This window comes from Actinomadura sp. NPDC000929, from assembly GCF_040492065.1.
GTDB classification, from domain to species: domain Bacteria; phylum Actinomycetota; class Actinomycetes; order Streptosporangiales; family Streptosporangiaceae; genus Spirillospora; species Spirillospora verrucosospora.
This window is the reverse complement of the sequence record NZ_JBEUPA010000041.1, coordinates 1-13,193: the sequence shown is the minus strand read 5'-3', so window position 1 is coordinate 13,193 and position 13,193 is coordinate 1. Positions and strand designations below refer to the sequence as shown.

The following is a 13,193-nucleotide window of genomic DNA, read 5'->3' as shown; positions in this document are numbered from 1 at the left end:
GCCCCGCCTTTCCCCCTACCGCTCCACCCACCCCCCCGAGGAGCCCAGCATGAACGAGTTGTCGCGGAGAAGGTTCGTCCAGGCAGGCGGGGTCGCCGCCGCCGCGGTCACGGCGAGCGGCGCGGTAGCGGCGCCCGCCCTGGCGGCGCCGGCGGCCGCCCCCCACCGGACGCTGCACCCCACCGGCCTGAGGGTCGACCACCTGCCGGCCCCGCTCGGCATCGACGACACGGCGCCGACGCTCGGCTGGCGGTTCGCCGCCGGGCCGCGCGACGCCGTGCAGAGCGCCTACCAGGTGCGCGTGGCGACCACGGACGCCCGCCTCGCCCACCCCGACCTGTGGGACTCCGGCAAGGTCGCCGGAGGCGCCGTCTCGGCCGTGTACGCGGGACGTGCGCTGAAGTCCCGGCAGCGCGCGTCGTGGCAGGTCCGCGTGTGGGACGGGCAGGGCCGCGCGTCCGCGTGGAGCGAGCCGTCCCACTTCGAGATGGGCCTGCTCGCCCCCGCCGACTGGACGGCCGCGTGGATCGGGAACCCGGTGTGGTCGGCCGACCCGGCGCCCGCGCCCGCGACGGTCGCGTTCGCCGCCCGCACCGCCCGGTACGTCCGGGTGAACGTGACCCGGCTCGGTCTGCCGATCAAGGAGGGCTGGCCCTACAAGGTGTCGCGGCTCCAGCTCGCCGAGATCCAGGTGCAGGACGGGGCGTCGGGCCCGAACCTCGCGGCGAGGGCGCCGGTCACCGCGTCGGAGAGCTACACCGTCGGGGGCCAGTGGGAGCCGAAGGCCGTCACGGACGGCAACCTCACCAGCGACGCCGCGCCCTTCGGCTACACGAGCCTGGAGCGCAAGGACCAGGACCTCGCCGCGCCCATCTGGGTGCAGATCGACCTCGGCAGGGAACAGCGGTTCGACCGGATCCTGCTCTACCCGCGCACGGACGAGACGACCGACGACGGCAGGACCCCCAACTTCCCGGAGGACTTCACCGTCCAGACCTCCGGCGACGGCACGGCGTTCGACACGGCCGCCACGGTCAGGGGCCAGGAGGCGCCGCCGCCGCTGCGCCGCCAGCCCGAGGCCCTTCCCGTCTTCAGGCGCGAGTTCACGATCGACAGGCGCGTCCGCACGGCCCGCCTGTACGCCACCGCCCTCGGCGTCCTCGACGTCACCGTGAACGGCCGTCCCGTCAGCGACGCCGTCCTCGAACCGCCCTACAGCAAGTACAAGGAGCGGATCGTCTACTCCACCTACGACGTGACCAGGCTGCTCCACCGCGGCGGCAACACCGTCGAGGTGGAGCTGGGCACCGGCATGGCTCACGTGCCTCCGACGCCCGGCCGCTACGAGAAGCTCACCCGCTCGGACGGCAAGCCCGCGTTCATCGGCCAGCTGGAGATCACCTACACCGACGGGTCGCGCGAGGTCGTGGCGTCCGACGCGTCCTGGCGCACGGCGCTCGGCGCGACCACGTTCACCAACTGGTACGGCGGCGAGGACCACGACGCGCGCCGCACCCGGCGGGACTGGACGGCCGCGGTGCGCGTCGCCGCGCCCACCGCCCGGCTCGCGGCCCGCATGGCGCCGCCGATCGTCCCCGTCGAGACCCTCCGCGCCAAGAAGATCACCAGCCCGAAGGCCGGCGTCCACGTCGTCGACCTCGGCGTCAACTTCGCGGGCTGGCCGCTGCTGAGCGTCAGCGGCCCGGCCGGGACGAAGGTGACGATGCGCCCCGGCGAGCTGCTCAACGCCGACGGGACCGTCAGCCAGCACACCACCGGCTCGCCCATCTGGGACACCTACACCCTCTCCGGCGACGGCACCGAGACGTGGCATCCCCGGTTCTGCTACCACGGCTTCCGCTACCTCCAGCTCGAAGGGCTGCCGGGGGAGCCGGACGACGGCACCGTCACCGGGATCGTCCTGCGCGCGGGCAACGCCAGGGCGGGCTCGTTCACCAGCTCGCACGGCCTCCTCAACGACATTCACAAGATCATCGACCGGGCCGTGCAGAGCAACATGTACTCCGTCCTCACCGACTGCCCGCACCGCGAGAAGCTCGGCTGGCTGGAGCAGGCCAACCTCGTGTTCCCCGCCGTCGCCCGCAACTACGACGTCACGGCCTACTACGGCGAGCTCGTCCGCGACATCGCCGAGGCCCAGACCGAGGACGGCCTCGTCCCGGACATCGCGCCCGAGTTCACGGTGTTCTCCGGCGGGTTCAGGGACGACCCCAACTGGGGCAACGTCATCGTGTTCGCGCCCTGGCAGATGTACCGCGCGTACGGCGACGAGGCGACGCTGCGGGCCTACTACCCGAACATGGTCCGCTACGTGGACTACCTGTCCGCGAAGGCGAAGGGGCATCTGCTCGACTACGGCCTCGGCGACTGGATCACCTTCGACGACAGCACCCCGAAGGGGGTGACCGCGACCTTCGGCTACCACCGGGCCGTCACCGCCCTCGCGCGGATCGCCGAGGTCGTCGGGAAGGACGCCGACGCCGCGCGGTACGGGGCGCTCGCGGGCGAGATCGGCTCGGCGTTCAACGCGAAGTACGCCACCGGCGACACCTACGGGTCCGGGAGCCAGGCGTGCGACGCCCTCGCTCTCGACATGGGGGTCGTGCCGGCGGACAGGAGAGAAGCCGTCCTGGCCCACCTGGTGAAGAGCATCGAGGCCAAGGGCTACCACCTGACGGTCGGCGAGATCGCGCTGCCGTCGGTGTTCCACGTGCTGTCCGCCGCCGGGCGCGACGACGTCATCCACGCCGTCGCCACGCAGACCGGCAACCCCAGCTACGGCTACCAGGTCGTGCACGGCGCGACCTCGCTGACCGAGAACTGGGACGGGCCCACCTCGGGGAACTCGCAGAACCACTTCATGCTCGGCGCGATCGACGAGTGGTTCCACGCCGGCCTCGCGGGCCTCGGCCAGGCCGACGACTCGATCGGGTACGCGACCCTCCTCGTCCGGCCGGCGGTCGTCGGGGACGTCACCTACGCGGCCGCGACCTACGAGACGCCGCGCGGGCGCGCCGCGTCCTCGTGGCGCCGCGCCGGGAAGAGGCTCCGGCTGGACGTCACCGTCCCGCCGGGCACGCGGGCCCGCGTGGAGTACCCGCTCCTCGGCGGGTCCGCGCGGCCGAAGGCGCCGGAGGGGGCCGGGTGGATCGGCGTCCAGAACGGCCGCGCCGTCTTCGAGGTCGGCTCCGGCGACTGGACCTTCCAGGGGGTGGCGTGACGGCCGGATGAGCGGTCGGGTCCCCGCCCTCCGGGGCGCTAAAGTCACGGTTGTTGACAGTCAGGATCCGTGATGGCAGGGCTTCAGAGGGCGGGGATCGCGTGGACGCGGAACGACGGGGGCCCGACCTGGGCGTGCTGGCGGGCCGGTTGGCGCGGGCGCTCCAGGAGGAGCTGTTCCGCCGGCTCGCCGAGCAGGGGCACCCCGACGTCCGGCCGCGGCACGGCACCGTCCTGGCCTTCCTCGAACCGGAGGGCCTGCGCGCGACCGAGCTGTCGGCCCGGTCCGGGCAGCACAAGCAGATCGTCGGCACGATCGTGGACGAGCTGGTGGAGCTCGGGTACGTCCGCCGCGAACCCGATCCGGGCGACCGCCGCGCCAAGCGCGTCGTGCCCACCGGGCGCGGCCTCGACGAGATCGCCAAGGCCCGCGCGATCCTCGCCTCCATCGAGGACCGCCACCGGCGGGCCCTCGGCGACGAGCGCTTCACCGTCTTCAGGGACGCGCTCGCCGAGATCGCCCGCTCCCAGCGCGACCGAGACCGGGGCGCCTAGACCGCCCGCGGGCCGGGCGAACGGCGGGCCCGCCATGTTTGACGGCACGTCTCAGGGCAGGAGAGCGCACGGTACACAGTCGAGGGAGGAGGGACACCGTGACCGTACCGAACGTGGACCTCATCGACGGGACCGCGATGCCGCAGCTCGGCTTCGGGGTCTTCCAGGTGGGGAACGACGAGGCCGAGAGCGCCGTGACGATCGCCCTGCGGAACGGCTACCGCAGCATCGACACCGCCAGCGCCTACGGCAACGAGGAAGGCGTGGGGCGCGCCCTGCGCGCGTCGGAGCTGCCGCGCGACGAGCTGTTCGTCACCAGCAAGGTGTGGAACAGCGACCAGGGCTACGACGCCACGATGCGCGCCTACGAGGCGAGCCTGCGCCGCCTCGGCCTGGAATACCTGGACCTCTACCTGATCCACTGGCCGATGCCGGGCCGCGACCTGTACCTGGAGACCTGGCGGGCGCTGGAACGGCTGAAGCACGACGGGCGGGTCCGCTCGATCGGCGTCTCCAACTTCACCGTGGAGACGCTGCGGCGCGTCATCGACGAGGCCGACGTGGTCCCCGCCGTCAACCAGATCGAGCTGCACCCGTACTTCCAGCAGGACGGGATGCGCGCCTTCCACCGCGACCACGGCATCCGCACCGAGGCGTGGGCGCCGCTCGGCCAGGGGCACGGGCTCCTGGACGACCCCGCGCTCGACCGCATCGCCCGGGCCCACGGCCGCACCCCCGCCCAGGTCGCGCTGCGCTGGCACCTGCAGATCGGGAACGTGGTCATCCCGAAGTCGGCGACGCCGTCCCGGATCGCGGAGAACATCGACGTGTTCGGCTTCGAGCTGACGCCGGACGACATGAAGACGCTCGGCGAGATGGACAAGGGCCTGCGCTTCGGGCCCGACCCGGCGACGTTCGAGACGGACTAGCCCCCCGGCACGACGCGCCCCTCGGGGACCGTCACCACGCGCTCGGTCGCCGCCGGGAGACCCCAAGATCGTGACCTTGGGTGGTCGAGCGTAACGTTCCGTGCATGGGGGAGGAGCGGGGGAGCTGGACGGGGCCCGGCGGGTTACGGGTGACGGCGGTGCGGCTGACCGGCGCGCACGGGGTGTGGGCGGACTTCGCCGGAGTGCGGGGGGCCACGGCGCTGCTGGTGACGCGGGACGGGGTGCCCGTCGGCCGCGGCTACTACCCGACGGTCGATGATCTCGCCGAGATCGTCGACCTGGCGGAGCTGCGCTCGGGATAGCGGTTGCGCGGACGCCCCCCGCGCGTGTAGTCGGTTACTGGTGGGACAGCGCAGGTGTGACGTCGCCGTGGTCGGATCGCTCAACGCCGACCTGGTGGTGGGGGTGGAGCGGCGGCCCGCGCCGGGGGAGACCGTGCTCGGGTCCGACCTGGCCACGCATCCGGGCGGCAAGGGGGCCAACCAGGCGGTCGCGGCGGCGCGGCTCGGCGGCCGGGCCGCGATCGTCGGCCGGGTCGGCGACGACGGGCACGGCGCCCTGCTGCGCGACGCCCTGGCCGCGGCCGGCGTGGACCTCGCGCACCTGGCGGCCACGCCGGGCGTCCCGACGGGCGTCGCGCTGATCACGGTCGGGCCGGACGGCGACAACAGCATCATCGTCTCGCCCGGCGCCAACGCCAGGCTCGGCCCCGCCGACGTCGAGGCGGCCCGCGCGCTGATCGAGAGCGCCCCGGTCGTGTCGCTGCAGATGGAGGTGCCGCTGCCCGCGGTGGAGGCCGCCGCCGGGCTCGCCGCCCGCGCGGGCCGCCGGGTCGTGCTGAACCTCTCGCCGTCCGCGCCCGTCCCGGACGGGCTGCTCGCCCTCTGCGACCCCCTCGTCGTCAACGAGCACGAGGCCGCCTTCCTGCTCGGCGGGGCCGGCGACCCCGGCCGGATGGCGGCGGCGCTCGCCGGGTCCGGACCCCGCTCGGTCGCGGTCACGGTCGGCGCCGACGGCGTTGTCGTCGCCGACGGCCAGGGCACCTCCGCCGTCCCGTCCCCGCGGTCGGAGGCCGTCGACACCACGGGCGCCGGGGACGCCTTCACCGCTGCGCTGTGCCTGCGGCTCGCGCGCGGCGACTCCCTGCGGGAGGCGGCCCGCTACGCCGCCCGGGTCGGCGCCGCGGCTGTCCGCCGCCCCGGCGCGCAGAGCTCGTTCCCCACGCCGGACGAGGTGCCCGCCCTCTAGTTCACGGGCCGGTGCGGGCGCAGCCGGTACAGCTCGTCGGCGGCGTCGTGGACGTCCGAGCCCAGGTCGAACGCGCTGAGCAGGTACAGGTCGTCGGCGGTCTCGATCTCCAGGATCCGCGTGTGCAGCAGCAGCCGGCGCCGCTCGTCCACCCGGATGGAGACCACCTCGTCCCAGCGCAGCCGGCGGCGCCGGGCGTAGCCGGTCACGACGGTGAGGCCCTCGCGGTCTGCGGCGAGCCGGACCGGGGCGATCAGGTCGCGCAGCGCGAGCACGTTCAGGCCGATCGCCGCCGCGCCCGCCAGGAACCGGAACTGGGGGTCGTGGGAGTACAGCACGAGCAGCGCCGTGACGGCCGCCGCCGCCGCGCACTTGACCACCACATGACCTGGCGGTACGCGCCACCGCCGCTCGTGAGCCGCCTCCATGCCGCCGACCATAGCCCCCGCCGGGCCCTGCCCGCGCCATGGATCGGTCCGATAGCGTCGGGGCCATGCGACTCGGTGTGCTGGACGTGGGCTCGAACACGGTGCATCTCCTGGTGGTGGACGCCCACCAGGGCGCGCGGCCCCTCCCCGCGTACTCCCACAAGGCGGACCTGAGACTCGCCGACCATCTGGCGGACGGCGAGCGGCTCTCCGAAGAGGGCGAGACGCTGCTGCGCGACTTCGTCGACGAGGCGCTCCAGGTCGCCGAGGACAAGGGCGTGGAGGACCTGGTCGCGTTCGCCACCTCCGCCGTCCGCGACGCCTCCAACGGCGACGACGTCCTGGCGCGCATCCGCGCGGACAAGCGGATCGACATCCGGGCGCTGTCCGGCGAGGAGGAGGCGCGGCTGACCTTCCTCGCCGTCCGGCGCTGGTTCGGCTGGTCCTCGGGGCGCCTGCTCGTGGTGGACATCGGCGGCGGCTCGCTGGAGGTCGCCTCCGGCATCGACGAGGAGCCGGACGCGGCGTTCTCCCTGCCGCTCGGCGCCGGGCGCCTCACCCGCGACTGGTTCACCGCCGACCCGCCGCCCGCCGAGGAGGTCCGCAAACTGCGCCGGCACGTCCGCGCGGAGATCGCGCGGCGGGTCGGGGACGTCGCCCGGTACGGGGCGGCCGACCACGCGGTCGCCACGTCCAAGACGTTCAAGCAGCTCGCCCGGATCGGCGGCGCCGCCCCGACGGCCGACGGCCCCTACCAGCGGCGCGTCCTGGCGGGCGAGGCCCTCACCGAGTGGACCGACAAGCTCGCCGCGATGCCCTCCGCCGAGCGCGCCGAGCTGCCCGGGGTGTCCGAGCGGCGCGCCCCGCAGCTGCTCGCGGGCGCGATCGTCGCCGACGCGGCGATGGACCTGTTCGAGCTGCCGGAACTGGAGGTCTGCCCGTGGGCGCTGCGCGAGGGCGTCATCCTGCGTCGCCTCGACATGATCACCGGCTGAGCGCGGGGAGCGGTCCGGCCCTCACGACCAGTTCGGGTGGCCGAGGACCCGGCCCTCGGGCGTGACGGCGCGGTCGCCGGTGCCGTCCGCGCGGACGGCGCGGATCACCGGGTCGGTGACCTCGCCGCGCACGTAGGCGAGCCAGCGGCCGTCGCCCGACCACGCCGGGTCCATGTCGCGCGCCGCCCCGGACGTCAGCGCGTGCGCGCCGGACCCGTCGGCGTTCATGATCCAGATGTCGCTCGCGGTGGCCGGTCCCCGGACGTAGGCGATCTTGGAGCCGTCGGGCGACCACTCCGGGTCGACCGCGCGCACGCCGTCCCTGCTGATCCGCGTCCAGGCGCCGCCCGGCCGGTCCGCGTCCATGGTGTAGATCTGCTCCACGTCGGCGTCGCGCTTGCTCCAGAACACGAGCTTGCCCTTGGACGACCACATCGGGTCGTCCTTGAGGGAGTCGTCGGTGGTCAGCTGGGTGACCTGGCCGCCCCCGACGGCCATGGCGAAGATCTGCCGGACGCCGTCCTTCTCGCCCACGTAGGCCAGGCGGGCGCCGTCGGGCGACCACGCCACGCGGGTGCCGCGCACGATGCCGGTCACCTTCCGCGCGCCTGACCCGTCGGCGTTCACCACCCAGGCCTCGCCGCTCCGCTGGCCCATCCGGGTGAACGCGACGCGCCTGCCGTCCGGCGACCGCTCGGGGAGGACGTCGCAGCCCGGCCCGCCCACCAGCGTCCTCGGAGACGCCTCGCCGGGCCTGTAGACGCCGATGTCGGCGTTGCACGTCGTCGGCCACCCGGGCGCGGTGTCGACCCGGACGAACATCGGCGCGGTCGGGAACGCCGCCGCACCCGCCGCGGCGTTCCGCGCGCCGTGGGAATCGCGGCCGTTGAGGTAGACGGCGCCCGCCACGACCCCCGCGACCAGCAGCACCGCCGCGCCCGACGCGGCGAATACGCCGCGCCGCGACCGCCCCCGGACGGCGGGCGCCGGGAACTCCCGCGCGGTGGGCGGGTCGGTGCGGCGCTCGTAGGCGGGTTCGGTCCGCGGCTCCGGCTGGGGCTGGGGCTGGGGCTGCGGCTGGGGTCGCGGGGCCGGGACCGGGGCCGGGACGTCCTGGGAGGTGGCCGACGGGTCGGCGGCGCGCGTCGCTTCCGGGGCCGCCGCGGGGGCCCCGGGCGGGGCCGTCCACATCTCGCCCAGCTCGGTCGTCACGGCCGCCTCGCCGGATCCGCCGACCAGCGCCAGGAGCAGCTCCCGGGCGCTCGGCCGCTGCGCGGGGTCCTTGCGCAGCGACGCCTGGACGAGCCCGGTCAGCGACGGCGGCAGGTCGCCGATCTCGGGATCGGCGTGCACGGCGCGGGCCGCCATGATCTGGAACGAGCCCTGCCCGAACGGGTTGCGCCCGCTGGCGGCGAACGCCACCAGGCAGCCCCAGGCGAACACGTCCACGGCCGGGGTGACCTGCTGCGTGGTGATCTGCTCGGGCGCGATCCAGCCGGGCGTGCCGACGACCTGCCCGGTCCGGGTGTGGGAGGAGGCCATGTCCAGCGCGCGGGCGATCCCGAAGTCGATCACGCGCGGTCCGGAGATGGACAGCAGCACGTTGCTCGGCTTCAGGTCGCGGTGCACCAGGCCCGCGCTGTGGATGGCGACGAGCGCGGCGGCCACGCCGACCGCGACGCCGTGCAGCATCCCCGGCGAAAGGGCCCCGTTCGCGCTGACGTGCTGGAGCAGCGACGGCCCGTCGATGTACTCGGTCACCATGTAGGCCAGGCCGAGGTCCTCGCCGTGCTCCAGGACCTGCGCCGTGCAGAACGACGCCACGCGCTGGGCGTTGGCGGCCTCGTCGTGGAACCGCGCGAGGAACGTCCTGTCGCCCGCCAGCTCCGCCCGGACCACCTTCACGGCCACGGCCCGCCCGTCGGTGTCGCGGCCGAGGTAGACGGCGCCCATCCCGCCCTCACCGATCTTGGCCTCGATGCGGTACCGGCCGATTCGGGAGGGATCGTCCGGGCGCAGCTCACCCAGGGAGGTCGCGTCCATGGAGTCTCACCTTCCGCCCCACGGAGCCACGTCTTGGCGACCGCCTCCACGGCGGCACGCGGCCCCAACGCCTCCATACGATGACAGAGGAGGCGGTGAGGTTCTAGCGCGGGCCGCCCGATCTCGTCTCAGTGGAAGTTCCGGGCCCGGACGCGGCCGGGGACCGGCAGGCGGCGCAGCCGGGTGGCCCGGACGTTGGTGACCCCGTCCACGCGTTCCAGACGGCCGCCGACCAGCAGCGCCTGGGAGTCGACGGCCAGGCCGCGGAACCGCTGGAACACCTGCGGCGGGCACACCACGTTGATGATGCCGGTCTCGTCCTCCAGGGTCATGAACACGATGCCGCCGGCCGTCGGCGGGCGCTGCCGGTGGGTGACGAGCCCGGCGACGACGACGTTGGTCTCGCCCGGCGTCTCCGCGAGCCGCGCGGACGGCAGCGCGCCCAGCTCGTCCAGCGCCTCCCGGACGTGCGCGACGGGATGGGTGTGGGAGACGCCGGTGGCCCACAGGTCGGCGAGGGTCTCCTCGATCGGTGTCATGGCCGGCAGGGCGGGCGCGGACGCGCCCGGCGTGACGCCCTCGATCCGCCCCGGGCCGGAGCCCGCCAGCGCGCCCGCCGCCCAGAGGGCCTCGCGCCGCGACAGGCCGAACCGGTCGAACGCGCCCGCGGTGGCGAGCGCCTCCAGGGCGCCGGCCGACAGCGGCACGCGGCGGGCGAGGTCCTCCATGCTCGTGTAGGGGCGTCCCGCCGCGACGGCCTCGGCGGTGTCGTCCCCCAGGTTGCGGACGCCCGACAACCCCAGCCGGATCGCGGGCTGCGGCGTCGCGGGCGCGTGGGGATGGCCGGAGTCGGCCTCGACGGGCTCCTCCAGCGTGGGATGGACGTCGCTGGCGTTGATGTCCACGCCCCGGACCACGACACCGTGCCGCCGGGCGTCGGCGAGAAGGCTCTGCGGGCTGTAGAACCCCATCGGCTGGTTGCGCACCAGAGCCGCGGTGAACGCGGCGGGGTGGTGGCGCTTCAGCCAGGCGCTCGCGTACACCAGATGCGCGAAGCTCTGCGCGTGCGACTCGGGGAACCCGAACCCGGTGAAGCCGAGGATCTTCTCGTACACGCTCTCCGCGACGGGGGCCGGGATGCCGCGCTCGGCCATCCCGTCGAGCAGCCGCCGCCTCAGCCGCTCGACGCGCTCGGGGGCGCGCTTGGCGCCCATCGCCTGCCGGAGCTGGTCGGCCTCGGCGGGGGTGAATCCCGCGCAGTCGACGGCGAGCTGCATCATCTGCTCCTGGAACAGCGGGACGCCGAGCGTGCGGGACAGGGCCGGCTCCATCAGCGGGTGCGGGCAGTCGGCGGGCTCCAGGCCCTTGCGCCGCCGCAGGTAGGGGTGCACGGATCCGCCCTGGATCGGCCCCGGCCTGATCAGCGCCACCTCCACCACCAGGTCGTAGAACTCGCGGGGCCTCAGCCGGGGCAGCGTCGCCATCTGCGCCCGCGACTCGACCTGGAACACCCCGACCGTGTCGGCGTCGCACAGCATGTCGTAGACCTCCGGGTCGTCCGGCGGGATCGACTGGAGGTCGTGCCGGACCCCGTGGTGCTCGGCCACCAGGTCGAAGCAGTCGTGCAGCGCCGCGAGCATCCCGAGCCCGAGCAGGTCGAACTTGACGAGCCCGGCCGCCGCGCAGTCGTCCTTGTCCCACTGCAGGACGGTGCGGCCCGGCATCGTCGCCCACTCGATCGGGCAGATCTCCCCGACGGGCCGGTCCGCGATCACCATGCCGCCGGAGTGGATGCCGAGGTGGCGGGGGAGCGCCAGCATCCGGTCCGCCAGCTCCTTCACCGGCGCCGGGATGCCGGCCTCCGTCCCGACGGGGTCGCGCGGGTCGATGCTCTTCGACCACGCGTCCTGCTGGCCGGGGGAGAAGCCGAGGGCGCGCGCCGCGTCCCGGACGGCCATGCGCGGGCGGTAGCTGATGACGTTCGCCACCTGCGCCGTGCGCTCCCGCCCGTACTTCCCGTAGACGTACTGGATGGCCTCCTCCCGGCGCCGGTGCTCGATGTCCAGGTCGATGTCGGGCGGGCCGTCCCGCCCCGGCGACAGGAACCGCTCGAACAGCAGGCCGTGGCGGACGGCGTCGACCCCGGTGATGCCGAGCGCGTAGCAGACCGCCGAGTTGGCCGCCGATCCCCGGCCCTGGCACAGGATCCCCCTGCTTCGGCAGAACTCCACGATGTCGTGCACGATCAGGAAGTAGCCGGGGAAGCGGAGCTGCTCGATGACGTCCAGCTCCCGGGCGATCTGCTCGTAGGCGCCGGAGACCCGCTCCCTCTCGGGCGGCCCGTACCGCCGGAGCGCGCCCTCCTTCACCAGGCGCCGCAGCCAGCTCGCCTCGTCGTGCCCGTCCGGGACGGGCCAGTCGGGCAGCCGGGGCGCGACCACGTCGAAGTCGAACCGGCACTCCTCCGCCAGCGCGACCGTCCGCTCGCGGACGCCGGGGAACCGCGCGAGCCGCCCCGCCATCTCCGCGCCGCTGCGGACGTGGGCGGTGCCGCCCGCCGGAAGCCAGCCGGCCATGTCGTCCAGGCCGCGCCGTGCCCGGACGGCGGCCATGGCCTGCGCGAGCCGCGCGTCGGCGCCGGGCGCGGCGAAGTGCACGTTGTTGGACGCCACCGCGTCCACCCCGACCCGGCGCGCCAGCGCGAACAGGGCGTCGTTGCGCAGGTCGTCGTCGGGCTGGTCGTGGTCGACCAGCTCGACGAACACGTTGTCGCGGCCGTAGGCGCCGACCAGCTCGCGCAGCTCCCGCTCCGCCGCGTCCGGGCCGCCCGCCTCCAGCGCCGCCGGGACCGGGCCCTTCCGGCAGCCGGTGAGGACGGCCCAGTGGCCGCCGTGCGCCTCGGCCAGCGCGCCCGCGTCGTAGACGGGCCTGCCCTTCCGTCCTCCCGCGAGCTGCGCGGACGTGATCGCCGAGCAGAGCCGCGCGTACCCGGGGGCGCCCCGGGCGAGGACCAGCAGGTGCCGGCCGGCCGGGTCGGGCTCGCCGGTCCGCGGCCCGGGCATGCCGAGGCCCAGCTCCGCGCCGAACACCGTGCCGATCCCGGCCTCGCCCGCGGCCTGCGCGAACTGCACCGCCCCGTACATGCCGTCGTGGTCGGTGACGGCCATCGCCTGCACGCCGAGCCGCGCCGCCTCGGCGACCAGCGAGGCGGGGTCGCTCGCCCCGTCCAGGAAGCTGAACGAGGAGTGGACGTGCAGCTCCGCCCACGGCACGCGGGCCTCGGCGCGGCGGGGGACGCCGGGCGGCTCCGGCGGCGGCTCGGGGGCCCGCCCGCCGGGCCGCCACGACAGCCGCTCCTCGAACTCCCGCCACGGGATCGGCGGATTGTGCCATCCCATCAGCCGGAGAGCCCCTCTGTCATGAACGGCGGCTCTGTCATGAACGGCGGCTCTGTCATGAACGGCGGCTCTGTCATGAACGGCGGCTCGGTCGTCAACGGCGGCTCAGTCATAGACGGCCTCGACGTGCCAGCGCCCGCCCTCGACGGCGAGCAGGTAGGCGGCGCCGTCGTCGGTGGTGACCTGGAACCGGGCGCGGCGGCGGGCGGCGGCCGGGTCCCACCAGCGCTCGTCGGCGGGCCACGGGCCCGTCCAGCCGGTCACGGCGGCGGGGCGCCCGCGCACGCGGAGCGTCGCGGGCGGCGCGGACACCTCGCAGCGCGCCGACACCACGAC

The 13,193-nt window shown here is 74.7% G+C and carries 9 protein-coding genes and 1 pseudogene; 6 read left to right on the top strand and 4 right to left on the bottom strand.

Features of this window, described 5'->3' with window-relative positions; all coding sequences use genetic code 11:
* Positions 1 to 49: 49 nt before the first annotated feature.
* The 5 genes from ABWI04_RS17300 (at position 50) to ABWI04_RS17280 (ending at position 5,993) form a co-directional block, all read left to right on the top strand.
* Entirely contained in the window at positions 50 to 3,241 is a 3,192-nt protein-coding gene (locus ABWI04_RS17300) for a family 78 glycoside hydrolase catalytic domain (RefSeq protein WP_353833030.1), read from the top strand.
* A gap of 101 nt (positions 3,242 to 3,342) precedes the next feature.
* Positions 3,343 to 3,795, top strand: a complete 453-nt coding sequence (locus ABWI04_RS17295; RefSeq protein ID WP_353833029.1) for a MarR family winged helix-turn-helix transcriptional regulator — start codon at positions 3,343 to 3,345, stop codon at positions 3,793 to 3,795.
* A gap of 137 nt (positions 3,796 to 3,932) precedes the next feature.
* Positions 3,933 to 4,724 carry an aldo/keto reductase gene (locus tag ABWI04_RS17290; protein ID WP_353833045.1) on the top strand — a complete coding sequence of 264 codons (792 nt, stop codon included), beginning with the start codon at positions 3,933 to 3,935 and terminating at the stop codon, positions 4,722 to 4,724.
* Positions 4,725 to 4,828: 104 nt separating this feature from the next.
* The gene (locus tag ABWI04_RS17285) at positions 4,829 to 5,047 is read left to right on the top strand and encodes a hypothetical protein (protein WP_345182447.1); all 219 of its coding nucleotides are present in this window, start codon (positions 4,829 to 4,831) and stop codon (positions 5,045 to 5,047) included.
* A 67-nt stretch (positions 5,048 to 5,114) separates the two neighbouring features.
* Positions 5,115 to 5,993, top strand: a complete 879-nt coding sequence (locus tag ABWI04_RS17280) for a ribokinase (RefSeq protein WP_353833028.1) — start codon at positions 5,115 to 5,117, stop codon at positions 5,991 to 5,993.
* On the opposite strand, the gene ABWI04_RS17275 is transcribed toward ABWI04_RS17280, so the two are convergent.
* Entirely contained in the window at positions 5,990 to 6,421 is a 432-nt protein-coding gene (locus ABWI04_RS17275; RefSeq protein WP_345182452.1) for a PH domain-containing protein, read from the bottom strand. The two genes, ABWI04_RS17280 and ABWI04_RS17275, sit on opposite strands and share 4 nt — an antisense overlap.
* 65 nt (positions 6,422 to 6,486) lie before the next feature.
* On the opposite strand from ABWI04_RS17275, the gene ABWI04_RS17270 reads away from it, so the two are divergent.
* Complete coding sequence (locus ABWI04_RS17270) at positions 6,487 to 7,416, top strand: Ppx/GppA family phosphatase (RefSeq protein WP_353833027.1); 930 nt, start codon at positions 6,487 to 6,489, stop codon at positions 7,414 to 7,416.
* 21 nt (positions 7,417 to 7,437) lie between these two features.
* Here ABWI04_RS17270 and ABWI04_RS17265 read toward each other — a convergent pair whose 3' ends face one another.
* From ABWI04_RS17265 to ABWI04_RS17255, 3 genes and pseudogenes are all read right to left on the bottom strand, one after another.
* A complete protein-coding gene (locus ABWI04_RS17265; protein ID WP_353833026.1) occupies positions 7,438 to 9,459 on the bottom strand; it encodes a protein kinase domain-containing protein in 2,022 nt (673 codons plus the stop codon).
* A gap of 128 nt (positions 9,460 to 9,587) precedes the next feature.
* Complete coding sequence (locus ABWI04_RS17260) at positions 9,588 to 12,857, bottom strand: error-prone DNA polymerase (RefSeq protein ID WP_353833025.1); 3,270 nt, start codon at positions 12,855 to 12,857, stop codon at positions 9,588 to 9,590.
* A gap of 105 nt (positions 12,858 to 12,962) precedes the next feature.
* Positions 12,963 to 13,193 (bottom strand): annotated as a pseudogene (locus ABWI04_RS17255) (DNA polymerase Y family protein); the annotation flags it as partial.